Raw genomic sequence first — 22,028 nt, forward strand, 5'->3', positions numbered from 1 at the left:
GTTCCCGATGACGCACCTCGACGAGATCCAGCAGGCGATCCTGAACGACCGCCTCGACGCGATCGCCGAGCTGCCCGTGCCCGAGAGCTACCGGGGCGTCACCGTGCACGCCGACGAGGTCGACATGTTCGAAGGCCTCGAAAGCCGCGACAAGGACCCGCGCCGCTCGCTGCACGTCGACGACGTCCCGACGCCGGAACTGGGCCCGGGCGAGGCGCTGGTCGCGGTGATGGCCAGCGCGATCAACTACAACACCGTCTGGACGTCGATCTTCGAGCCGATCCCGACGTTCAAGTTCCTCCGCAAGTACGGGAAGCTCTCGCCGCTGGCCAAGCGGCACGACCTGCCGTACCACGTCGTCGGCTCCGACCTGTCCGGCGTCGTGCTGCGCACCGGCGCGGGCGTGCACAACTGGAAGCCCGGCGACGAGGTCGTCGCGCACTGCCTGAACGTCGAGCTGGAAGGCCCGGACGGGCACAACGACACGATGCTCGACACCGAGCAGCGGATCTGGGGCTTCGAGACGAACTTCGGCGGGCTCGCCGAGATCGCGCTGGTCAAGGCGAACCAGCTGATGCCGAAGCCGGGGCACCTCACCTGGGAGGAAGCCGCCTCCCCCGGGCTGGTGAACTCGACCGCGTACCGGCAGCTGGTGTCGCGCAACGGCGCGGACATGAAGCAGGGCGACGTCGTGCTGATCTGGGGCGCGTCGGGCGGCCTCGGCTCGTACGCGACGCAGTACGCGCTCAACGGCGGCGCGATCCCGGTGTGCGTCGTGTCCAGCCCGGAGAAGGCGAAGATCTGCCAGAAGCTCGGCGCGGAGCTGATCATCGACCGCACCGCCGAGGGCTACCAGTTCTGGAAGAACGAGAACGAGCAGGACCCGAAGGAATGGCAGCGGTTCGGCGCGAAGATCCGCGAGCTGACCGGCGGCGAGGACCCGGACATCGTGTTCGAGCACCCGGGCCGCGAGACCTTCGGCGCGTCCGTCTACGCCGCGCGCAAGGGCGGCACCATCGTCACCTGCGCGTCCACCTCGGGGTACATGCACCAGTACGACAACCGCTACCTGTGGATGAACCTGAAGCGGATCATCGGCTCGCACTTCGCGAACTACCGCGAATCGTGGGAGGCCAACCGGCTGATCGCGAAGGGCCTCATCCACCCGACGCTGTCGAAGACGTACTCGCTCGAAGAAACCGGCCAAGCCGCCCTTGACGTGCACCGCAACGCGCACCAGGGCAAGGTCGGCGTGCTCGCGCTCGCGCCCGAAGAAGGACTCGGCGTGCGCGACGAGGAGCTGCGCGCGAAGCACCTTGAAGGCATCAACGCCTTCCGCGGTGCGTGAAGGCGGACCACCGGCCCCAGCGGTCCGGCCGCTCGGCGCACGGGCGGCCGGACCCCGTGGGTGCTCACCCGTCCGTGACCGCGGAGCGACTACGGTGGTGTCATGAGTCTTGGCGATGAACGCGAACTCGTGCCGCTGGGAGCCGGCTTCGACGTAGCGAAGCGGGGATACAGCCGGGCCCAGGTCGACGAACACCTGGAACGGCTCGACGGCGACCTGAAGATGCTCACCGCCGACCGCGACGCCGCCATCGCCCAAGCCGGCGATTTGGCCCGTCAGCTGGAAGTCGCGCGCGGCGAGATCGCCGACCTGCGCGGTCAGGTGGACCGGCTCGCGCAGCCGCCGACGAGCGTCGAGGGCTTGTCCGAGCGCCTCCAGCGGATGCTGCGGCTGGCGCAGGACGAGGCCGCCGACACGCGGGCCCGCGCCGAGGCCGAGGCGGGCCACATCCGGGCCAAGGCGGAGACCGACGCCAGCGCCATGCGCGCCCGGTACGAGCAGCTGCTCACCGAGCTCGACCTGCGCCGCAAGGAGATGGAAGCCGAGCACCGGAAGGTGCTCGAGGACGCGCGCGCCGAGGCCAAGCGGATCACCGACGAGGCCGAGGCCGAGCGCAAGAAGCTCGACGCGGAGTCCGAGGCCCGCCGCACGCAGGTCGAGGAAGACTTCGAGATCGCGATGGCGACCCGCCGTGCCGAGGCGATGCGCGTGCTGGCCGAGCAGGAGGCGGCCAGCAAGGCGGAAGCCGAGCGCCGGGTCCGCGAGGCCGCCGAGGACGCGGCCGCGATCCGCGCGAAGGTGCTCGAGGAGGAGACGGCCGCCAAGGCCGACATCGACCGTCGCCAGCGCGAATCGGTCGCCGACGCGAACAAGCGCCGCCAGGACTCGATCACCGAGGCCAACGCGCGGCTCGCGGAGGCCGCCGACGAGGCCCGCCGCCGCGTCCGCACCGCCACCGACGAGTCCAACCGCCGGATCACCCAGGCCAACGAGCGGGTCGAGGCCCTGCGCGCGGTCCGGGCGGGCCTGGCCGAGCAGGTCCGGGCGGCGCGCACGGTGCTGGCCGAGGCGCAGCACGTCCTCGGCGAGATGGACGGCGAGGTGCCCGCGGACATCAAGGCCGCGGTCGAGACGGCCAACGGCTCCGGGCCGAAGTCCGGCACGAACGGCAGCACCGCTTCCGGTCCGCAGAGCGGCGGCAAGCCTGCCGCTCAGGGCAGCGGCGGCGCGACGGCCGCGCAGAGCGGCAAGGCGGCCCAAGGCGGCCCGGCCAACGCTCCGGCCGGACAGAATTCCGCTGGTCAGAGCGGCAAGAACGCCCCGGCGAACAGCGGAAAGCCCGCGGCGGGCGGCGACGTCGAGCAGACCGTCCGGCTGCGGACCTCCGACGTGCCCAAGCCGCAGCCGCAACCGCGCCCGGCGGGAAAACCGACTGGCGAGTAACCTTCCCCCGCGAAGGGGCCGCGCCGCCCCGCTGACCGATCGCCGGGAGGTTGTGGATGGCTGTCTATCGGACTGTGGTGGTGGGCACGGACGGGTCCGACTCGTCCTTCGCCGCGGTGGACAAGGCCGCCGGGGTGGCTGCCGACGCCGGGGCGACGCTCGTCGTCGTCTGCGCGTACCACCCGGCCAGCCGCCAAGACGTGGAACGCGCGCAGGACGAGCTGGGCGACGAGGCCTACCAGGTGGTCGGGTCCGCGCCCGCTGAGGACACGCTGCAGTCCGCGCGGGACCGCGCGGCGAAGGCCGGGGCCACGGACATCGAGACGGTCGCGCTGGAGGGCCAGCCGGTCGACATGCTGCGGAAGGTCGTGAAGGACCGTTCGGCCGATCTGCTGGTGGTCGGCAACCGCGGCCTCAACACGCTGGCCGGGCGGATCCTGGGCTCGGTGCCGTCGGAGGTGGCCCGGAAGTCGGGCGTCGACGTGCTGATCGTGCACACCACCTGAGGCCGTGGCGGATTCTTCCCGGGACCTGCAGCAGCGGCTGGAACGCGCCCTGCTGGGCGGGCCCCGCCGCTACACCCGGCTCGACGTCGCGCACCGGGCCGAGGTGCCCGAGGAACGCTCGCGCCGGCTGTGGCGGGCGCTCGGTTTCGCCACCGTCGAAGACGACGAGGTGGTGTTCACCGACGCGGACGTCGAAGCGATGCGCATCGCCGACGGGTTGGTGAGTTCCGGGCTCGTCGCGCCCGGGATGGAAGTCGCGGTGACCCGTGCCCTCGGCCAGCATCTGTCCCGGCTGGCCGAGTGGCAGGTGCACATGCTGTGGGAGCTGATCACCGAAAGCCCGGAGCTGGCCCGCAGCGACCGCCAGGTCACCCGTCTGGTCGAGCGTCTGCTCCCCGAACTGGAGCAGGTGCAAAGCTACGTCTGGCGCCGCCACCTGGCCGCTTTCGCCGGGCGCGCGTTCGCCAGCCCCGACGAAGACCTGGAAACTCGCGCCCTGGTCGTCGGCTTCGTGGACATGGTCGGCTACACCCGTTTCACGAGGGAAGCCGACGAGGAAGAACTGACCCAGGTCCTGGACGGTTTCGAATCCCTGGCCACCGAGGTCATCGCCGAACACCACGGCCGGGTCGTGAAAATGATCGGCGACGAGGTCCTGTTCGTCACCGACTCCCCCGCCGACGGCGCGGAAATCGCCCTGACGCTGGCCGAACGCACCGGCGAAGACGGCGGTCTGCCCCCGGTCCGAGCCGGAATGGCCTCCGGCCGGGTCCTGTCCCGCTTCGGCGACGTCTACGGCTCGGTGGTGAACCTGGCCGCGCGGCTCACGTCAGCCGCCCGGCCCGGGACCGTACTGGTCGACCGGGAACTGGCCGGGGAACTGGAACCGTTGCCGCAGTTCGACCTCCGCACCCGCCGCCCGATCGCGGTCCGCGGCTACAACCGGCTCCGCCCCTCCGCCCTGCGCCGGGCGAAAGACAAGCCCACCGGCCGCTTCGCGTCGTCCCAGCAACTGGCCGCGGAAATGCTCGGCCTAGGCGACCCCACCCCGCCCGAAACCCCCGAACCGGACGACTTCCCGGCTCCTCCCGCCACGCCGCGCAAACGCCGCCGACGCCGCTGAGACCGTCCGTGAGGGGCCCCTTCACGGACTCAGGTTCCTGGGCGGTTCGGGGGGTGTGGGTGTTTGGTGAACGGGGTGCGCGGGCTGCGGTTCGCGGTGGAGACGCGGCTTGGGTGCTTGATGAGCGGGGTGCGCGGGCTGCGGCTGGTGAGTGGAGACGCGGCTTCGGTGCTTGATGAGCGGGTGCGCGGGCTGCGGCTGGTGGGTGAGAGCGCGGCTTCGGTGCTTGATGAGCGGGGTGCGCGGGCTGCGGTTGGTGGGTGAGAGCGCGGCTTCGGTGCTTGATGAGCGCGGTGCGCGGGCCGCGGCTGGTGAGTGGGGACGCGGCTTGGATGCCTGGTGAGTTTGGGTGCGCGAGCTGCGGTTCGCGGTGGGACTAGCGCCCCAATGTGGCATTGGGTGCGAGGAACGCACCGAACCTACGTTGGGTGCGCCACGGCAGCAGCGGGGCACCGCTGCACCCAACCCACCAAGCACCCCCACCACCCCCGCACCCCGATACGAAGCCAAAAACACGGCGCGGGGGTGCTTGTCAAGGCATCTTTCCCGCCTGACAAGCACCCCCGCGCCGTAGTCACACTCAGCTTCGGGGTGCCCCACGCAACCACCCCACCTACGAACCGGAACGATCAAGCATCGAAATCCACCGTCACCCGCTCAGAAACCGGATGAGACTGGCACGTCAACACGAACCCAGCCTCCACCTCGGCCTTCTCCAACGCGAAATTCCGCCGCATATCCACCGAACCCTCGGTCACCCTCGCCCGGCAAGTCCCGCACACCCCGCCCTTGCAGGCGAACGGCAGATCCGGCCGGAACCGCTGCGCCCCGTCCAGCACCGACGACTCCCGAGGCAGGTTCATCGTCGTGGACCGGCCGTCCAGCACCAACGTCACCTCGGACGAAGCCCCGGCCACCGCGGGATCGACGTGCTTCACCGGCTCCGGCGGCACATCGTCCACATAGAACAGTTCCTGGTGAATCCGCTCCCCCGGAACCCCCAGCGACGCCAGAAGATCCTGCGCCGAGGTCACCATCCCGAACGGTCCGCACAACCAGAAGTGGTCGACGTCCTCGACCGGCACGATCGACTCGAACAGGGCGCGCAGCTTGTCCGCGTCCAACCGCCCGGTGAACAGTTCAGCCTCACGAGGCTCCCGGGACAGCACATGCACAAGCTCCAGCCGAGCCGGATAACGGTCCTTCAAATCAGCCAGCTCGTCAGCGAACATCACCGTGTCCGTACGCCGATTCCCGTACAGCACAGTCACCGTGGCGTCCGGCGTGGCCAGCAACGAAGCCGCGATCGACAGCACCGGCGTGATCCCGGAACCGGCGGCGATCAGCACGTGGTGGCCGCCCGCGGTGAGATCTGGCGTGAACGACCCGGTCGGCGCGGAAACTTCAACCGTGTCCCCGGGACGCACCTCGTTGACCAGCCACGACGAGAACACCCCGTCCGGCACCAACCGCACGCCAACACGCGGCCGCTCCCCGACCGGGGCGCAGATGGAGTACGACCGCCGTTCGTCCCGCCCGTCGACGAGACGGCGCAGGGTAAGCGACTGCCCAGGCGCGAAGGCGTAAACCGAGGCCAGTTCGTCAGGCACGTCGAAGGTCACGGCCACAGCGTCGTCGCAGAGCCGCTCGACCTCGACTACCCGCAGCGGATGGAACCCGGCACGGCGGGAAACGGTGGCAGTCACTCAAATCTCCTTGACGTGTTCGAACGGTTCCCAGCAAGACCGGCACCGCCGCAACGCTTTGCACGCGGTCGCGCTGAACCGGGACTGCTCCTCAGTGTCGAGCGACCCGCAATGCGGACAAGCGACCCGCCGCACGGAAGGCCCGAGCGTCAACGGAATCGGTCCGGCCGCCCGACGAGGCGCGGACCCCGGCGGCGCGATCCCGGCTTCGGCCAGCTTCCGCCGCCCGTCCTCGCTGATCCAGTCCGATGTCCAGGCCGGTTCCAGTACCGTGCGGATGTCGATCTCGGTGTATCCCGCATCGCGCAGCGCGTGCTCCAGGTCGTCGCGCATGGTGTCCATGGCCGGACAACCGGTGTACGTCGGCGTGATCGACACGGTGACCCGACCGTCCTCTTCGGACACCTCGCGCAGCACGCCCAGATCCGCGAGCGTCAGCATCGGCAGCTCGGGATCCGTGACCGTCGAAGCCACCGCGACCGCGGTAGTGGATGCCGCCTCCGCGGGAAAGAACACGTCGGCGGTCACCACGACGCCCCCGGCATGGCCCGAGCGACGCTTTGCATCTCGGCGAGCAGGAAGCCCATCTGTTCCGTGTGCACGCCGTCGCGCCCGGTCCGACCGGAAACCCCGGCGATGGCACCGGTTTCCGGACGCTCCAACGTAGCCGCCGCCAACGCCTGATCCAGAATCGCGTCGAACTCCGGCCGCAACGAAGCAGCATCCACCAGCTCGTCCGGATGCGTCGCGAACAACTCCTCGACATACGGCCACACCGCGGCCAGCCCCTCGGCCATCCGCTCGTGCGACAACGGCGTCCCGTCGCCCAACCGCACCAGCCACTGCGCGGCATAGTCCCGGTGGTAGGCCAATTCCTTCACGCCCTTGGCCGCGATCGCCGCCAGCACCGGGTCCACACTGGACTCCAGCTGCTGGAACAACGCGAGCCGCCAGGTCGAGAACACGAACAGCTGCGCGATCAAGTGCCCGAAATGCGCGCTGCCCAACTCGGCCAGCCGCACGTTCCGGAACTCGTTCTCGGCGCGCAAGAACGCGAACGTGTCCTCGGACCGATCAGTACCGTCCGCCTTGCCGGAGCGCGCCAGCAGCAACCGGGCCTGACCGAGCAGGTCGAGCCCGATGTTCGCCAGCGCGACCTCGTCCTCCAGCTCCGGCGCGCCCGCGACCCACTCCTGCAGCCGGTGCGAGAAGATCAGCGCGTCGTCGCCCAGCATCAGGCAGTACGCGGCCAGCTGCGCACCGTCCACTCCGGACGGCACCGAAGTGTCCACACCGGACAGCGGATCGGCGAACCCGGTACCGAAGGCCCACCGGGCATCATTGTCTTCGGTGATGGCTTCGTAGACGTTATCAAAGGACACGGCAAGACATCCCTTACATGTGGGGAACGTTGTCGGGAATGTCGTAGAACGTCGGGTGCCGGTACACCTTGTCCCCGCTGGGCGCGAAGAACGGGTCCTTCTCATCCGGCGACGACGCGGTGATGTCCGAGGCGCGGACGACCCAGATCGACACGCCTTCGTTGCGGCGGGTGTAGAGATCGCGCGCGTGGTGCAGCGCCATCTCGTCGTCCGCCGCGTGCAGCGAACCCACGTGCACGTGGTTCAGTCCCCGCTTCCCGCGGACGAACACCTCGTACAGCGGCCAGTCGTGCTTCATGCCGAAACCTCTTTCTGCGCTTTCTGGGGCCGAGCCCCAGACCCCGGCCGGTGGGCAAGCCCCCCTGGACCCCCCGACTGCAGTTTGGCCGCGTGCGCCGCAGCGGCCTCCCTGACCCAGGCACCTTCTTCGTGGGCGCGCCGGCGGTGCGCGATCCGGTCCGCGTTGCACGGGCCGTTGCCCTTGAGCACGTTCTTGAACTCGTCCCAGTCCACCGCGCCGAAGTCGTAATGCTGGCGTTCTTCGTTCCACCGCAGCTCCGGGTCCGGGAACGTCACGCCGAGCGCCTCGGCCTGCGGCACGGACATGTCGACAAAGCGCTGCCGCAGCTCGTCATTGGTGTGCCGCTTGATCTTCCACGCCATCGACTGCGCGGTGTTCGGCGAATCCGCGTCCGGCGGGCCGAACATCATCAGCGACGGCCACCACCAGCGGTTCACCGCCTCCTGCACCATGTCCCGCTGCTGCTGCGTGCCCTTCATCATGGTCATCAGCAGCTCGTAGCCCTGCCGCTGGTGGAAGGACTCCTCCTTGCAGATCCGGATCATCGCCCGCGCGTACGGCCCGTACGACGACCGGCACAGCGGCACCTGGTTGCAGATCGCCGCGCCGTCCACCAGCCAGCCGATCACGCCGACGTCGGCGAAGGTCAGCGTCGGGTAGTTGAAGATCGACGAGTACTTCTGCTTGCCGGTGATGAGCTTGTCGGTGAGGTCCGCGCGGTCCGCGCCGAGCGTCGCCGCCGCGGAGTACAGGTACAGCCCATGGCCCGCCTCGTCCTGCACCTTCGCGAGCAGGATCGCCTTGCGCCGCAACGACGGCGCGCGCGTGATCCAGTTGCCCTCCGGCTGCATGCCGATGATCTCCGAATGCGCGTGCTGCGCGATCTGGCGGATCATCGTCTTGCGATAGCCCTCGGGAATCCAGTCGCGCGGTTCGATGCGCTGGTCCCGTTCGATGGTGTGCTCGAACTGGGCTTCCAGTTCCTCCAAAGGTTCGGCGCTTTCCACTGTCTGAGTCACGGCTGCTCCTTCGAGACGAGGGTGAGCACGTCGTACTTCGCGACCGAGTCGCCGTCCTGGTTGGTGACGTCGGCGTCCCAGCGGACTTCGCCGTACTCCTGGTCGATCCGCGGCGTGATCTGCTTGGCGGTCAAGGTGACCGTCAGGGAATCGCCCGCCTTCACCGGCGTGAGGAAGCGCAGGTTCTCCAGGCCGTAGTTGGCCAGCACCGGACCCGGCTCGGGCGAGACGAACAGGCCCGCCGCGAACGACACGACCAGGTATCCGTGCGCCACGATGCCGCCGAACAGCGGATTCGCCGCGGCCGCCGCCTCGTCGGTGTGCGCGTAGAACGTGTCGCCGGTGAACTCGGCGAAGTGGTCGATGTCCGCGCGGGTGACGGTGCGCGGACCGGCCACCACGGTGTCGCCGATGCTCAGCTCCGCCAGCGACTTCCGGAACGGATGCTCGCCCTCGACCCGCGGTCCGCCCGCGACCCAGCGGCCGGTGACCGCGCCGAGCACCTTCGGGCTGGCCTGCACGGCCGTGCGCTGCATGTGGTGCAGCACGCCGCGGATGCCGCCCATCTCCTCGCCGCCGCCCGCGCGACCGGGGCCGCCGTGCACCAGCTGCGGCATCGGCGAACCGTGCCCGGTGGATTCCTTCGCGTCGTCGCTGTCGAGCACGAGCAGCCGGCCGTGATACGGCGCTACGCCCAGCACGATCTCGCGGGCGAACACCGGGTCGCCGGTCACGACCGACCCGGCCAAGCTGCCGCCGCCGCGCGCCGCGAACTCGATCACCTGCTTGACCGACGTGTACGGCATCAACGTGGACACCGGCCCGAACGCCTCGACCTCGTGCGGCTCCGCGCGCTCCGGGTCCGCCTTGAGCAGGATCGGCGACATGAACGCGCCGGTCGCCTCGTCGCCGTCCACGACGTCGACGTGCTCCGGGTCGCCGAACACGACGCTGCCCGCGTCGAGCAGCGCCTTCAGCGAACGGCGCACCTCCTCGCGCTGCTCCAGGCTGGCCAGCGCGCCCATCCGCACACCCTCAGCACTCGGGTTGCCGACGGTCACCTTCGCGAGCCGGGCGCTGACCGCTTCGGCGACGTCGTCCAGCATCTCCGCCGGGACGAACGCGCGACGGATCGCGGTGCACTTCTGCCCCGCCTTCACCGTCATCTCCGTGGTCAGCTGCTTGACGAACAGGTCGAACTCCGGCGTGGACGGCCGGGCGTCCGGGGCGAGGATCGAGCAGTTCAGCGAGTCGGCTTCGGCATTGAACCGCACCGAGTTCCGCACGATCGCCGGATGCGCGCGCAGCTTCTGCGCGGTCGACGCCGAACCGGTGAACGACACCAGATCCTGTGCGGTGACGTGGTCGAGCAGATCGCCGACACTGCCCGCGACGAACTGCACCGTGCCCTCGGGCAGGATGCCGGATTCGACGATCAGCTCCACCAGCCGCGCGGTCAGGTACGCGGTCTGGCTGGCCGGCTTGATCAGGCTCGGCACCCCGGCGAGGAACGCGGGCGCGAACTTCTCCAGCGGACCCCACACCGGGAAGTTGAACGCGTTGATCTGGATCGCGACACCCTGCAGCGGCGTCGCGATGTGCTGCGCGACGAACGTGCCACCGCGCGACAGCGGCTCCACCGCGCCCTCGACGTACACGGTGTCGTTCGGCAGCTCGCGCTTGCCCTTCGAGCCGTAGCTGAACAGGACGCCGATGCCGCCGTCGATGTCGAACTTCGAATCACCGAGCGTCGCACCCGTGCGCGCCGACAACGCGTACAGCTCTTCGCGGTGCTCACGCAGGTGCGAAGCGAGCGCCTTCAGCAGCGCCGCCCGCTGATGGAACGTCAGCTTCCGCAGCGCCGGACCGCCGACACTGCGGCCGTACTCCAGCGCGGCCGCGAAGTCGATCCCCTCCGACGAAATCCGGGCCACTTCCTCCCCGGTCGCCGCGTCGTGCAACGGGACGCCCTCGCCAGGCGCCGTGTGCCATCCCCCGGAGACGTAGCTGCGGAGCAGAACCATGCCGACCCTCTCGCCGAATTACCAACCGGACGTTCAGTAATTCGCAGGATAGCCGTTCTCCGCACTGATCGGAAGCCCCGCATTGCTTGACACCGCCCGAGTCGCGGCCTTTACTGTGCTCCAGCCGGGATTACCGGCCATTCGGTCAGTAAGTCACCGTCCCGGAGGGCTAGCTCGTGACCCGCAACGCCGCGCACGCCATGTTCGACACCGACGAGGCGTCCCGTGCCCTCGGCATCGAACTCGTCGAGGCGGCCGACGGCAGGGCGGTGGCCACCATGAAGGTCACCGACACGATGGTCAACGGGCACGACATCGCCCACGGCGGTTACGTGTTCCTGCTCGCCGACACCGCTTTCGCCCTCGCCTGCAACACGCACGGGCCGGTCACCGTCGCCGCGGGCGCGGAGATCTCGTTCGTCGCCGCCGGGAAACTGGGCGACCACCTCGTCGCGACGGCCGCCGAGCGCACCCGCTACGGCCGCAACGGCATCTACGACGTCACGGTGCACCGGGAGACCCCCGAGGGGCCCGAGGTCGTCGCCGAATTCCGCGGCCGCAGCCGCGTCATCGAGAAAACCCGGGAAACACAGTGACTGCCGAGACTGCAGACCTCGCCGAAACCCTCAGCGCCGACGAGCTGGCGTCGCTCCAGCTGGAGCGGCTGCAGTGGACCCTGCGGCACGCGTACGAGAACGTCCCGCTGTACCGCAAGAAGTTCACCGAAGCCGGCGTGCACCCCGACGACTGCCGCGAACTGGGCGACCTGGCGAAGTTCCCCTTCACCACCAAGGCCGACCTGCGCGAGAGCTACCCGTTCGGGATGTTCGCCGTGCCGCAGGAGAAGATCCGCCGGCTGCACGCGTCCAGCGGCACCACCGGAAAGCCGACCGTCGTGGGCTACACCGAGGACGATCTCGACACCTGGGCCACGGTGATGGCGCGCTCGATCCGCGCCGCGGGCGGGCGGCCGGGGCACAAGGTGCACGTGGCGTACGGCTACGGCCTGTTCACCGGCGGGCTCGGCGCGCACTACGGCGCGGAAAAGCTCGGCTGCACGGTGATCCCGGCGTCCGGCGGGATGACGGCCCGGCAGGTCCAGCTGATCACGGACTTCCAGCCGGAAATCATCATGATCACGCCGTCGTACATGCTGACGCTGCTCGACGAATTCGAGCGCCAGGGCGTGGATCCGCGGGCCAGCTCGCTGAAGGTCGGCATTTTCGGCGCGGAGCCGTGGACCGAGCAGATGCGCGGCGAGATCGAAGAACGGTTCGCGCTGGACGCGGTCGACATCTACGGCCTGTCCGAGGTGATGGGTCCCGGTGTCGCGCAGGAATGCGTGGAAACCAAGGACGGCCTGCACGTCTGGGAGGACCACTTCTTCCCCGAGGTGATCGACCCGTTCACCGAGCAGGTGCTGCCCGAGGGCGAACGCGGCGAACTGCTGTTCACGTCGCTGACCAAACAGGCGCTGCCGATCATCCGCTACCGCACCCGCGACCTGACCCGTCTGCTGCCCGGCACCGCGCGCCCGGCCTTCCGCCGGATGGAGAAGGTGACCGGCCGCAGCGACGACCTCATCATCTTGCGCGGGGTCAACGTCTTCCCCACGCAGATCGAGGAAATCGTGCTGCGCACCGAGGGATTGAGCCCGCATTTCCAGCTGGTCCGCTCGACCCGCGGCCGCCTGGACCATCTCACGGTGCGCGTCGAAGCCCGCGCGGACGCCACCGCCGAGGCCCGGACCGCCGCCGCCGCGATGGTGGCCGCCGGGGTTAAGGACGGCGTCGGCGTGAGCGTTTCGGTGGAGGTCGTGGACCCGGACACGCTGGAGCGCTCGCTCGGTAAAATGCGCCGCGTGCTGGACGAACGCTCGTGACCGCCCCCGCCCGCCGCGGCCGGCCCGGCTACGACCTGGAGTCGCTGCTCCAGGTCGCGGTCAAGCTTTTCAACGACCGCGGCTACGACGGGACCAGCATGGAGGACCTGTCGCGCAAGCTCGGCATCACGAAATCCGCGATCTACCACCACGTGCCGAGCAAGGAAGAACTGCTGCGGCTGGCGGTGGACCGGGCGCTGGACGGGCTGTTCGAGGTCGCGGAGTCGACGGAAGCGCTCGACGGGCGCGCGATCGACCGCTTGGAGCATCTGGTGCGCGGAAGCGTGCTGGTGCTGGCGGATCGCCTGCCGTTCGTGACGTTGCTGCTTCGGGTGCGGGGCAATACGAAGGCCGAGCGGGCGGCGTTGGCGCGGCGGCGCGAGTTCGATCATTTGGTGACGGATCTGGTGAAGCAGGCCGAGGCCGAAGGGGATGTCCGGCCGGACATCGACCCGGCTATCGCGGCACGGTTGCTGTTCGGCACGGTCAACTCGCTGATCGAGTGGTACCGGCCGCGGCGCGGGTCGTCGCCGGAGGAGCTGGCGGACGCCGTGTGCAAGATGGCGTTCGACGGGTTGCGCGCCTAGCGGGTCATCGCCAGACAGCTTCGAAATCGGCGTCGGACTGCTGGATCGCTGCCAGGAAGTCGGCGGCGGCGAATGCCTCGCCCGGTGCCAGTGCGCCCGAGCCTTGGTACCGGCCATCGAGGAGCCGGACGGCGGCTTCGACCAGGAGCGGGGCGGTCGTGGCGTAGATGTCGCGCCCGGTCGCGGTGCCGCGGCGAGTCTGGCCACCGGAGCCGACAGCGACTTCGACGGCGAAGCGTTGAGCCGAACGTCCGTGCTCGTCGTGGGCTTGCGGGGCCGGGGTGTCCGGGTCGCGAAGGTCTTCGAGCGGGGCGGTGTTCAGCCAGGAGCGCAGTGTTCCCACCTTGAGGTGCCGGTCGATGGTGACGACCTCGGAGAACGGAAGCTCCACAGTGGACTGTGCGCCGATCGGCTCCGGGAAGTCCCACTTGCCGGCCGGAGCCGGGGCGGAGATCGGGACGAGGAGGCCGTCGCGGATCACCAGCCGGGTCGCGGTGTTGCGGACGCCGGTGGCCCGGGTTCCCTCCGTGGGCCACCACCGGTCCAGTCCGATGGCGATCTCGACCTCGGCGGCGGACGTCTCGGGCCCGAGCACGGCGGTGAGCAGCACATCGGCCAGCCCGCCGTAGAACGCCATGGCGGGCACCACGGCTGTCCCGGCCGAGCGGGCGGGCGCGTCGAGTTCGCGGTAGAGCTGCTGGACGGCTGGCTGTTCAGCGGTGACGTCCAGGTAGTGGGTGCCGGTCTCGACGGCTGCGGTCGCGAGCGGCAGCGCGGTGTCCAGGAACGGACCGGCGCAATTGATCACCACCGCGACGTCGTGCAGGAGCGCCCGCAAACCGGGGCCGTCGTCGACGCTTGCCGTGCGCTGATCCAACTCGGCGAACCGCGGCGACTGACTGCGCCCCGCGACGACCGGCCGAAGACCGCGTCGCAGCAACTCGTCGACCACGAACCGTCCGGTGTGCCCGCTGGCGCCGTAGACCAGAACACGCTGGGAATCTGCCATGACGCTGATTCTGGCGACTCTCCCGCGCGACTGGTGAGTGTCTGAAAGGACGAGTTGCGTACAGTATCGGACATGCCCCGTCTGGTGCTGGTCCTGCACGAGCACGCGATGCTGTACGAGGTCGCGATCGCGGCCGAGGTCTTCGGCGTCGACCGTTCGGACCTCTCCCCCACCGGTGCCTGGTACGACGTCGTCGTGGCCTGCCCTGACCGTTCGCCACGGCACTGGCTGCCGCATCTGCCCGCGATCGGCGTCTCGGAGATCGGCGAAGCCGCCGCCGACCTGATCGTGGTCCCGTCGACGGATTCCCCTGGCGAGGAGATCGATCCGGCGCTCGCGGCCGCTCTTCGGGAGGCGCACGCGAGCGGGGTCCGGATCGCGGCGCTGTGCACCGGCTCGTTCGTCCTGGCCGAGGCGGGACTGCTGGACGACCGGATCGCGACAACGCACTGGATGCACGCCGACCAACTGGCTCGCCGCTATCCGCGGGTGAAAGTGCGCGCCGATGTGCTTTACGTCGACGAGGGCGACATCCTCACCTCGGCGGGCAAGACGGCAGCCCTCGACCTGTGCCTGCACCTGGTGCGGCGCGACCTGGGCGCGGCGGTCGCCAACGACCTCGGCCGCCGGCTGGTCGTCCCGCCGCACCGGCACGGCGGCCAAGCGCAATTCGTGTCCCCGCCGCCTTCTCCCGACGGTTCCGGCCTGGCGCGCACCGCGGAGTGGGCGCGCTCCCGGCTGGACCAACCCCTCACGGTCGTCGACCTCGCCCGCCACGCCGGGCTCAGCTCCCGGCAACTCGCCCGCCGGATGCGCGCCGAATTCGGTTCCGCACCGCTGAGCTGGCTGCACCAGCAACGCCTCGCCCGGGCACAGGAACTGCTGGAGCGCACGGATTCCTCGGTCGACCAGATCGCCGCGAGCTGCGGAATGGGCAGCGCAGCCACCCTGCGCCGGCACTTCCGCGACGCGCTCGGCGTCTCGCCGTCCGAATACCGTGCGACGTTCCGGCTGGCCTAAGGCGCTTTCTCCGGAGAAGGAGCGGGCATGGTCACCACGAATCCCTTGCTGCGCCCCAAATCGTCCAGCAGCCACCCCATCCGCTTGACCGTCCGCAGGACCAGTGCCGAGTCCACCACCGACAGCGGCGCGAGATCCTGCTCCAGATGCTCCTGCATCCGCATCGATTCCTCGATCGACCGCATCCACGTGGTCACGAGAAGATTCGCCGGACCGGGCAAACTCGCGATCTGCCGGACAGTCGGGTTGGCACGCAACCGGTCCACGCACGTCGACACGTGCGCCACCGGCACCTGGCACCACCAGTTGACCACGACCGGCGACGGCGTCAGCCCCTGCGCGATCTCGCAGCGGAACATCAGCGCATCGGCGCTCAGCAGGTGTCCGAGCTGGCGGCGCACAGTCGAGACCGGACGTCCGGTGATCCGCGCGAGGTCCGCGGCGCTGCGCCGGCCGTCCTCGCCCAGCGCGACGGTCAGCGGGGCGTAAGGCTCTTCCCACGGCTGCAGTTTGGCCATCCGCCCGCCGCCGATTGACGGGAGTTGCGACAGTGCCTGCACGCGCCGCCGGTCCAGCGCGCCTACTCGCCACGAGCTGCCCTCGACGTGCAGCCGCGACGCCAGGTGCGAGCGCGTGTTGAGCACTCCGGGCAGGCTGGGGATCGCGTCCAGCAGCAGCGCCGACAGGTCGCGCAGGCCGAGGCCGAAAACCGTCAGCACCAGGCTGTACTCGCGCGAAGCTTCCTCGATACTGGCCACCGAAGACCACTTCGCGAGCTCACGGGTCAGCTCTCGCACCTGGCCGCTCGCGCAGCGGATTTCCACGTACGCGGCCTGCACCTGGTACAGCCCGGGCACGTGCGGATACGCCGTCACCCAGGCCGCTCCCCCGTCGCGCAGGCGCTCCCAGCGCCGGGCCAGCGTCACCGGCGACGAGTCGAGCGCCGCGGCCAGCTGCGTCCAGGTGGCGCGAGGGCGCAGTTGCAGCGCGTGGATGAGCGAAAAATCTTCCTCCTCCAGCGAGTCGATCACTGTTTCTTCTCCAGAAGGCCGGTTCGCGAGCGATTCCGACAACTCTAACGCGATATCGGACGTGAGTTCGCACACTCGACCACCAAGACGCCGTTCCCCAACGAAGAGGAGCCGAGCCGGTGGATCTCCACGAAGACGCCCGCAGCCAGCAGGACGACCTGGCGCGGCTGCGCCAGGATCTGCACCGCGAGCCCGAGATCGGTCTCGACCTGCCGCGCACCCAGGAACGGGTCCTGCGCGAACTCGACGGGCTCGGGCTGGAGATCTCCACCGGAACCGACACGACGTCGGTCACCGCGGTGCTCCGCGGCGAGGGCTCCGCCCGCGATTCGGCCGAGCCGCGCACGGTCCTGTTGCGAGCAGACATGGACGCGCTCCCGGTCCAGGAGGCGACCGGGCTCGATTTCGCCGCTACCAACGGCGCGATGCACGCGTGCGGCCACGATTTGCACACCACGTCGCTGGTCGGCGCGGCCCGGCTGCTCCACACGCACCGCGACCGGCTCAACGGCGACGTCGTGCTGATGTTCCAGCCCGGCGAGGAAGGCTGGGACGGCGCGGGCGTGATGCTGAAGGAAGGCGTGCTCGACGCCGCTGGCCGACGCGTCGACGCCGCGTACGGGCTCCACGTCTTCTCGTCGATGCTCCCCAGCGGCCAGTTCGCCAGCCGTCCCGGGACGCTGATGTCGGCCTCGCACAAGCTGCTCGTGACGGTGCACGGCGAAGGCGGGCACGGGTCGATGCCGCACCGCGCCAAGGACCCGATCTCCGCCGCCGCGGCGATGATCACCGCCCTCCAGACCATGATCACGCGCCGGTTGGACATCTTCGACCCGGCGGTGCTCACCGTCGGCGTCATCCGCGGTGGCACCAAGCGCAACGTCATCCCCGCGACGGCAGAGTTCGAAGCGACCGTCCGTTGCTTCTCCGACGACACTGCTGCCCTGCTCGACACCACCATTCGCGAGACCATCGACGGTGTCGCGCGGGCGAACGGCGTCACCGCGGACGTCGTGTTCGAGAACGAATACCCGGTGACTGTCACGGATGTCGACGAGACAGCGTTCGGGGCCGAGGTCGTCCGCGAGACGATTGGCGAGCAGTACTACACCGAACTGCCCAATCCGGTCGCCGGTTCCGAGGACTTCTCCCGCGTGCTCGCCGCGGTGCCGGGCACGTTCCTCGGGCTCGGCGCGCTGATGCCGGGCCTCGAACCGCACACCGCGCCCAACAACCACAGCCCGTACGCCGATTTCGACCCGTCCGTGCTGTCGCGCGCCGCCACCGTCTACGCCGAACTCGCCGTCCGCCGTCTCGACCGTTTCGCCGAAGGAGCACTGCGATGACAACTGTGGTCCCAGACCGTCGCCGCACCCTGTTCGGGCTCGGTGCCGGCAACGCGATGGAATGGTTCGACTGGAACGTCTACGCGACGTTCGCGTCGTTCTTCGCCTCGCAGTTCTTCAACGCCCACAGTGCGGTTTCGGCGCTGCTGAGCACGCTGGCGGTGTTCGCGGTCGGATTCGCCGCACGGCCGATCGGCGGCTGGGTGTTCGGCTGGGTCGCCGACCGCAAGGGCCGTCAGCTGGCGATGGCGCTGACCGTCGCGATCGCCGCCGCGGGCAGCCTGGTCATCGGCCTTTCCCCGACGTACGGCCAAATCGGCGTGTGGGCGTCGGTGATCCTCGTGGTCGCGCGGCTGGCCCAGGGCCTCGCGCACGGCGGTGAACTGCCGTCCGCGCAGACCTACATCGCCGAGGTCGCGCCGCCCGCCCGCCGCGGGCTGTGGTCGAGCCTCATCTACTTCTCCGGCACCTGCGGCGTGCTTGTCGGCACCCTGCTGGGCGCGGTCCTCTCCGGGGTGCTGAGCCACCAGCAGATGCTCTCCTTCGGCTGGCGGATCCCGTTCATCCTCGGTGGCGTCTTCGGGCTCTACTCGCTCTACGTGCGGCTGCGCATGCGCGAGACCGAGGTGTTCCAGGCTTCGAAGAACAATGCCGCGAAGGAAAAGGGCCAGATCTGGCAGACGATCAAGAAGAACCCGAAGCTGCTCGCGCAGGTCGTCGGGCTGACCGTCGGCGCGACGGTCATCTACTACATGTGGGCCGTCGCCGCGCCGTCGTACGCGATCACCGTGCGGGGCGTTCCCCCTACCGGCGCGCTCTGGGCGGGCGTGTTCGCGAACGTGGTCTTCCTGATCGCCTTGCCGTTGTGGGGCATCGTGTCCGACCGCATCGGCCGCAAGCCGGTGTTGTTCATCGCGATCGCCGGCCTGCTCCTGCTGAGCTTCCCGCTGAACGCGATGGTCGGGCACGAGCCGTGGCAGCTGTTCGTGGCGATGTCGATCGCGCTGCTCTTCATGGCCGGGTTCTCGTCCATCGGCCCGGCGGTCTACGCGGAAATCTTCCCGACCCGCATCCGAGCGGTCGGCGTCGGCGTGCCGTACTCGATCGCAGTCGCGGCCTTCGGTGGCACGGCGCCGTACCTGCAGACGTTGTTCGCCGGGAACGGACATCCGTCGCTGTTCATCATTTACGGGATCGTGCTGATGGTGATCAGCGCGCTGGTCACGTTCACGCTTCCGGAGACCCGGGGCGTCGACCTGAGGGAGAAGACGGAGCCCGTCGACCGGGCGGTCACCGGGTCAGGAACGTAAGCCCGCCCGTCCACAGTGGACTGCTCACGACGGCGGAAAAGTCCGTGAGGGGAACCCTGATTCCGGGAGAGTTCCCCTCACGGACCGCTGGCGTGCTTCAGCTGTCCTGACTATCGCCGAGCTGCCACCACAGCGCCTCGCGCAGCTGGTCGATCAGCGCTTCGTCGTCTTCCTCGCTCGGCTCGGCTCCCAGCGGGATCCAGCGCTCCTCCACCAGCTCGCCGTTGTCGTAGCTGCTGATCAGTATCCCCGGATACGACACCGTCAGCTCGTCCTCCGGGCAGCCGGTCGCGCAGGGCCGGTCGTCCATCCGGACGTGCCGGTGGTGCAGCCGCACCCCGACCCACCGGCCGGACGGCTCAGGCTGGTCCGTGCCGTCCATCGCCCGCTCCGCTCGCCCCAGGTCCCCCCGGCTGATGGGTCGCGGCCGGGGCGGCCCGAGTTACCGGCCGGTTGTTCCGGTTGGGTAACGGCATTCGGTGACGACACGTACGCCTGCTTCGCAACGTGTTGACAACAACCTTGCCCGGCGGAGAGGCTGGCCCGGTGAGCAGCGGACCCCGGCGGCGGCTGGACCCCGAGCAGCGGCGCGCCGAGATCCTCGCCGCGGCCCGGCGGTGCTTCGGCGCGGGCAGCTACTCTTCGGTGTCCACTTCGGACATCGCGGCCGCCGCGGGGGTCGCCCGTCCGCTGATCAACCACTATTTCGGCGGCAAACGCGAGTTGTATCTCGAAGTGGTGCGCCAAATGACGATCGTGCCCGCCCCGGTGGTCGACGCGCTTCCGGACGGTCCGCCCCGGCTGCGGCTGGAGGTGGGCATCGACCGGTGGATCGACGTCGTGGAACGCAATCGCGACGCCTGGCTCACCGTGATCGACGCGGCGCACGACCCGGAGGTCGAGCAGATCCTGCGGGAAGCGGACGAGATCGCCGCCGACCGCGTGCTCGCCGCGGCCCTGCTGCCCGCCCACGGACATCCGCAGCTGCGGGCGATGATCCGCGCGTACGGCGGGATGTTGCGCGCCGCGTCCCGGGAATGGCTGGTCCGCGGCACGCTGGACCGGGCCGAACTGCGCGCCTTCCTGGTGGAATCGCTGGTGCAGCTGCTGGAAACCACCTATCCGGCCGTGCTGGCGCAGCAGACCTCCGGAGCACGCGGCACCGGCTGAGCCGCACCCCGGCGCCAGGCGGGCAAAATGGTCAGGATTGCAGCCACGGCCATCGCGGCGCCGAGCACGATCGGCGCGCAGGCCGTACGGCTCGATCAGGCTCGCTCCGCCGGACGAGCCGAGCATGACCCCGAGCGTGATGAACGACGAATGCACCGTGTTGACCAGCGGACTGGTGTTCCCGGCCCGTTGCACCCGCACCGCCATCGCCGGGTTCATCGTCACGCCGGCCAGCCCGATCGCCAGCAGGAACGCCAGTGCCGCCGCGGGTACGTCGGTGAACAGCGCGAAGCCGGTGAGGAACGCCGCGTTCAGGAGAGTGCCGACCGCGAGCGTCAGCACGGTGTGCCGATCGGCCAGCCGGCCAACGATGCTGTTGCCGACGACGGTCGCCGCGCCGTAGCCGAGCAGCAGCACCGGAACCGTGTCCGGCGAAAACCCGCTGACCTGGGTCAGGATCGGGGTGAAAAAGCTGAACGCGGAAAACGTCGCGCCGATGATCAACGTGCTGGAGACGAGCGCGAGAATCAGCTGCGGACGGCGGAAAACGCGCAGGTCGGCGGTTTCCCGCGGCTGGGCCTGCCCGGACGGGGCGGGGTCGCGCACCTGGAACTGAGTCAGCAGCGCGGCGAGCACGGTCAGCAGGGTGATTGTCCAAAATGCCGCCCGCCAGCCGTAATATCCGCCCGCGAAGGTCGCCAGCGGCAGCCCGAGCAAAGTGCCGAGCATCAGGCCGTTCATCGCGACGCCGATCGCCCGGCCGCGCACGCGTTCTTCGACCAGCTGCCCGCACAGGGAAATCGCGATGCCGAAGAAGGCTTGCGAGGCGACCCCGCTGATCACCCGGGCGACCACCATCGCCGAGTACGTCGTCGCGAGCGCGGCCACCAGGTTGCCAGCCAAGAACACGGCGAAGACGACCATCAGCGCGGCTTTGGGCCGGATGCGCAGCAACGCCAGCGTCAGCACCGGACCGCCCACCGCCATCGCGACGGCGAACACGGTGATGAGGTAGCCGATCTGCGCGACGTCGACGCCGAGTCCGGCGGCGAGCTGCGGCATCAGTCCGGCGACCGCGAATTCGCTGGTGACCATGGCGAAGATGCCAGCAGCCAGTACGTAGACCGCGGGCGGCACTGGGGGCGTGGACATGGGAGGCCCTTTCCTGTAACGATCGGTTCAAAACTCGGCCAGCGCTAAGCCGCTCAAAGGGGTTACGGGCGAAGCGCGCGGGTGGCCGCCTGGACGATGTCGGCCAGCCGGGCCAGCGGCGCACCGCCTTGGGCGGAGATCCGCAGCCCGGCGACGCTGGCGTTCACATACGCGGCCAAGCCTTCCGCCGGAACCTCAGCGGTGACTTCGCCAGCTGCCTGACCTGCGCGTAACAGGTCGGTCAGCAGGCGCAACCGGGCCTCGGTATCGCGAGCGACCTGCTCCAGAAACTCCACATTCTCGGTGTCGCCAGCCAGCTCGGCGACGGAATTGACCGCGAGACATCCGCTCGGCGCACCGGCGCTCGACCGCTCGGCTTCCTCAAGGACCACGTTCGTCAGGTAAGCCTCGATGCGCGCCACCGCACCACCCTTCCTCGCGATCACCTCGGCCGTCGCCTGCGCGGTGGCGTCGAGATAGCGGGCGAGACACTCGGCGAACAGCGCACCCTTGCTGCCGAAGGTGTTGTACAGGCTGCTGCGGCCAAGACCGGTCACCTGGCACAGTTCTTCGGCGCTGGTCGCGTGAAAGCCCCGCCGCCAGAACAGGTCGGTGGCGGCGGTGAGCACTTGCTCGCGATCGAAAGTGCGCGGTCGAGCCATGCGGGGA

At 69.5% G+C, this 22,028-nt stretch carries 21 protein-coding genes and 1 pseudogene; 11 read left to right on the forward strand and 11 right to left on the reverse strand.

Features of this window, described 5'->3' with window-relative positions; genetic code table 11:
* Nucleotides 1-7: 7 nt before the first annotated feature.
* The 4 genes from ccrA to ATK30_RS10275 all read left to right on the forward strand — a co-directional run bounded on the left by ccrA (nucleotide 8) and on the right by ATK30_RS10275 (nucleotide 4,420).
* Nucleotides 8-1,348: a crotonyl-CoA carboxylase/reductase gene (ccrA, locus tag ATK30_RS10260; RefSeq protein ID WP_101435392.1), complete on the forward strand. Its 1,341-nt coding sequence runs from the start codon at nucleotides 8-10 to the stop codon at nucleotides 1,346-1,348.
* A gap of 129 nt (nucleotides 1,349-1,477) precedes the next feature.
* A complete protein-coding gene (locus ATK30_RS10265; protein ID WP_312878235.1) occupies nucleotides 1,478-2,791 on the forward strand; it encodes a chromosome segregation protein in 1,314 nt (437 codons plus the stop codon).
* A 56-nt stretch (nucleotides 2,792-2,847) separates the two neighbouring features.
* On the forward strand, nucleotides 2,848-3,297 hold the full coding sequence (locus ATK30_RS10270) for a universal stress protein (RefSeq protein WP_101435394.1): 450 nt from the start codon (nucleotides 2,848-2,850) through the stop codon (nucleotides 3,295-3,297).
* A gap of 4 nt (nucleotides 3,298-3,301) precedes the next feature.
* Nucleotides 3,302-4,420: an adenylate/guanylate cyclase domain-containing protein gene (locus tag ATK30_RS10275; RefSeq protein ID WP_101435395.1), complete on the forward strand. Its 1,119-nt coding sequence runs from the start codon at nucleotides 3,302-3,304 to the stop codon at nucleotides 4,418-4,420.
* Between the two features lie 629 nt (nucleotides 4,421-5,049).
* On the opposite strand, the gene paaE is transcribed toward ATK30_RS10275, so the two are convergent.
* Genes paaE through paaZ form a run of 6 tightly spaced genes read right to left on the reverse strand, consistent with a single transcriptional unit; the run spans nucleotide 5,050 to nucleotide 10,852 of the window.
* Entirely contained in the window at nucleotides 5,050-6,126 is a 1,077-nt protein-coding gene (paaE, locus tag ATK30_RS10280) for a 1,2-phenylacetyl-CoA epoxidase subunit PaaE (RefSeq protein ID WP_101435396.1), read from the reverse strand.
* Nucleotides 6,127-6,654, reverse strand: a complete 528-nt coding sequence (gene paaD / locus ATK30_RS10285; RefSeq protein WP_183124002.1) for a 1,2-phenylacetyl-CoA epoxidase subunit PaaD — start codon at nucleotides 6,652-6,654, stop codon at nucleotides 6,127-6,129.
* Nucleotides 6,651-7,508, reverse strand: a complete 858-nt coding sequence (paaC, locus tag ATK30_RS10290; RefSeq protein ID WP_101435397.1) for a 1,2-phenylacetyl-CoA epoxidase subunit PaaC — start codon at nucleotides 7,506-7,508, stop codon at nucleotides 6,651-6,653. Before paaC ends, paaD begins: the two co-directional genes overlap by 4 nt.
* A 13-nt stretch (nucleotides 7,509-7,521) precedes the next feature.
* Nucleotides 7,522-7,806 carry a 1,2-phenylacetyl-CoA epoxidase subunit PaaB gene (paaB, locus tag ATK30_RS10295; protein WP_009073848.1) on the reverse strand — a complete coding sequence of 95 codons (285 nt, stop codon included), beginning with the start codon at nucleotides 7,804-7,806 and terminating at the stop codon, nucleotides 7,522-7,524.
* On the reverse strand, nucleotides 7,803-8,828 hold the full coding sequence (paaA, locus tag ATK30_RS10300; RefSeq protein WP_244194574.1) for a 1,2-phenylacetyl-CoA epoxidase subunit PaaA: 1,026 nt from the start codon (nucleotides 8,826-8,828) through the stop codon (nucleotides 7,803-7,805). Before paaA ends, paaB begins: the two co-directional genes overlap by 4 nt.
* Nucleotides 8,825-10,852 (reverse strand): phenylacetic acid degradation bifunctional protein PaaZ, encoded by a 2,028-nt coding sequence (gene paaZ, locus ATK30_RS10305; RefSeq protein WP_101435398.1) that lies wholly within the window; start codon nucleotides 10,850-10,852, stop codon nucleotides 8,825-8,827. Before paaZ ends, paaA begins: the two co-directional genes overlap by 4 nt.
* Nucleotides 10,853-11,052: 200 nt before the next feature.
* Here paaZ and paaI point away from each other — a divergent pair, with 200 nt between their 5' ends.
* From paaI to ATK30_RS10320, 3 genes are read left to right on the forward strand one after another with little or no spacing between them, the layout of a single operon-like run.
* Nucleotides 11,053-11,448, forward strand: coding sequence for a hydroxyphenylacetyl-CoA thioesterase PaaI (gene paaI / locus ATK30_RS10310; protein WP_101440737.1), 396 nt, complete (start codon nucleotides 11,053-11,055; stop codon nucleotides 11,446-11,448).
* Nucleotides 11,445-12,734 (forward strand): phenylacetate--CoA ligase PaaK, encoded by a 1,290-nt coding sequence (gene paaK, locus ATK30_RS10315; RefSeq protein WP_101435399.1) that lies wholly within the window; start codon nucleotides 11,445-11,447, stop codon nucleotides 12,732-12,734. The genes paaI and paaK overlap by 4 nt, the downstream gene beginning before the upstream one ends.
* Entirely contained in the window at nucleotides 12,731-13,321 is a 591-nt protein-coding gene (locus tag ATK30_RS10320; protein WP_101435400.1) for a TetR/AcrR family transcriptional regulator, read from the forward strand. Before paaK ends, ATK30_RS10320 begins: the two co-directional genes overlap by 4 nt.
* Nucleotides 13,322-13,325: 4 nt before the next feature.
* Here the strand turns inward: ATK30_RS10320 and ATK30_RS10325 are convergent, their stop codons facing one another.
* Entirely contained in the window at nucleotides 13,326-14,330 is a 1,005-nt protein-coding gene (locus ATK30_RS10325) for a saccharopine dehydrogenase family protein (protein WP_101435401.1), read from the reverse strand.
* A 72-nt stretch (nucleotides 14,331-14,402) separates the two neighbouring features.
* Here ATK30_RS10325 and ATK30_RS10330 point away from each other — a divergent pair, with 72 nt between their 5' ends.
* Nucleotides 14,403-15,350, forward strand: a complete 948-nt coding sequence (locus tag ATK30_RS10330; RefSeq protein WP_101435402.1) for a GlxA family transcriptional regulator — start codon at nucleotides 14,403-14,405, stop codon at nucleotides 15,348-15,350.
* Here ATK30_RS10330 and ATK30_RS10335 read toward each other — a convergent pair.
* Nucleotides 15,347-16,381 (reverse strand): Lrp/AsnC family transcriptional regulator, encoded by a 1,035-nt coding sequence (locus ATK30_RS10335; protein ID WP_101435403.1) that lies wholly within the window; start codon nucleotides 16,379-16,381, stop codon nucleotides 15,347-15,349. The genes ATK30_RS10330 and ATK30_RS10335 overlap by 4 nt on opposite strands.
* A 119-nt stretch (nucleotides 16,382-16,500) precedes the next feature.
* On the opposite strand from ATK30_RS10335, the gene ATK30_RS10340 reads away from it, so the two are divergent.
* Both ATK30_RS10340 and ATK30_RS10345 read left to right on the forward strand, forming a co-directional pair.
* Nucleotides 16,501-17,727, forward strand: a complete 1,227-nt coding sequence (locus ATK30_RS10340; protein WP_101435404.1) for a M20 metallopeptidase family protein — start codon at nucleotides 16,501-16,503, stop codon at nucleotides 17,725-17,727.
* Nucleotides 17,724-19,037, forward strand: a complete 1,314-nt coding sequence (locus ATK30_RS10345) for an MFS transporter (protein ID WP_101435405.1) — start codon at nucleotides 17,724-17,726, stop codon at nucleotides 19,035-19,037. The genes ATK30_RS10340 and ATK30_RS10345 overlap by 4 nt, the downstream gene beginning before the upstream one ends.
* Nucleotides 19,038-19,134: 97 nt before the next feature.
* Here ATK30_RS10345 and ATK30_RS10350 read toward each other — a convergent pair whose 3' ends face one another.
* Entirely contained in the window at nucleotides 19,135-19,347 is a 213-nt protein-coding gene (locus tag ATK30_RS10350; protein WP_416332643.1) for a hypothetical protein, read from the reverse strand.
* A 236-nt stretch (nucleotides 19,348-19,583) separates the two neighbouring features.
* Here ATK30_RS10350 and ATK30_RS10355 point away from each other — a divergent pair, with 236 nt between their 5' ends.
* Entirely contained in the window at nucleotides 19,584-20,207 is a 624-nt protein-coding gene (locus ATK30_RS10355) for a TetR/AcrR family transcriptional regulator (RefSeq protein ID WP_101435407.1), read from the forward strand.
* A gap of 177 nt (nucleotides 20,208-20,384) precedes the next feature.
* Here ATK30_RS10355 and ATK30_RS10360 read toward each other — a convergent pair.
* Both ATK30_RS10360 and ATK30_RS10365 read right to left on the reverse strand, forming a co-directional pair.
* Nucleotides 20,385-21,359, reverse strand: a pseudogene (locus tag ATK30_RS10360) (MFS transporter); the annotation flags it as partial.
* A 62-nt stretch (nucleotides 21,360-21,421) separates the two neighbouring features.
* Nucleotides 21,422-22,021, reverse strand: coding sequence for a TetR/AcrR family transcriptional regulator (locus tag ATK30_RS10365; RefSeq protein WP_101435408.1), 600 nt, complete (start codon nucleotides 22,019-22,021; stop codon nucleotides 21,422-21,424).
* Nucleotides 22,022-22,028 lie beyond the last annotated feature (7 nt).

The organism is Amycolatopsis echigonensis (genome assembly GCF_002846615.1).
GTDB lineage: Bacteria > Actinomycetota > Actinomycetes > Mycobacteriales > Pseudonocardiaceae > Amycolatopsis > Amycolatopsis echigonensis.

Bases quoted from the DNA above. Each gene is read 5' to 3' on its own strand.
- ccrA (WP_101435392.1), top strand. From the start codon at position 8: ATGACGCACCTCGACGAGATCCAGCAGGCGATCCTGAACGACCGCCTC.
- ATK30_RS10270 (WP_101435394.1), top strand. From the start codon at position 2,848: ATGGCTGTCTATCGGACTGTGGTGGTGGGCACGGACGGGTCCGACTCG.
- paaB (WP_009073848.1), bottom strand. From the start codon at position 7,806: ATGAAGCACGACTGGCCGCTGTACGAGGTGTTCGTCCGCGGGAAGCGG.
- paaZ (WP_101435398.1), bottom strand. From the start codon at position 10,852: ATGGTTCTGCTCCGCAGCTACGTCTCCGGGGGATGGCACACGGCGCCT.
- paaI (WP_101440737.1), top strand. From the start codon at position 11,053: ATGTTCGACACCGACGAGGCGTCCCGTGCCCTCGGCATCGAACTCGTC.
- ATK30_RS10325 (WP_101435401.1), bottom strand. From the start codon at position 14,330: ATGGCAGATTCCCAGCGTGTTCTGGTCTACGGCGCCAGCGGGCACACC.
- ATK30_RS10330 (WP_101435402.1), top strand. From the start codon at position 14,403: ATGCCCCGTCTGGTGCTGGTCCTGCACGAGCACGCGATGCTGTACGAG.
- ATK30_RS10345 (WP_101435405.1), top strand. From the start codon at position 17,724: ATGACAACTGTGGTCCCAGACCGTCGCCGCACCCTGTTCGGGCTCGGT.
- ATK30_RS10350 (WP_416332643.1), bottom strand. From the start codon at position 19,347: ATGGACGACCGGCCCTGCGCGACCGGCTGCCCGGAGGACGAGCTGACG.
- ATK30_RS10365 (WP_101435408.1), bottom strand. From the start codon at position 22,021: ATGGCTCGACCGCGCACTTTCGATCGCGAGCAAGTGCTCACCGCCGCC.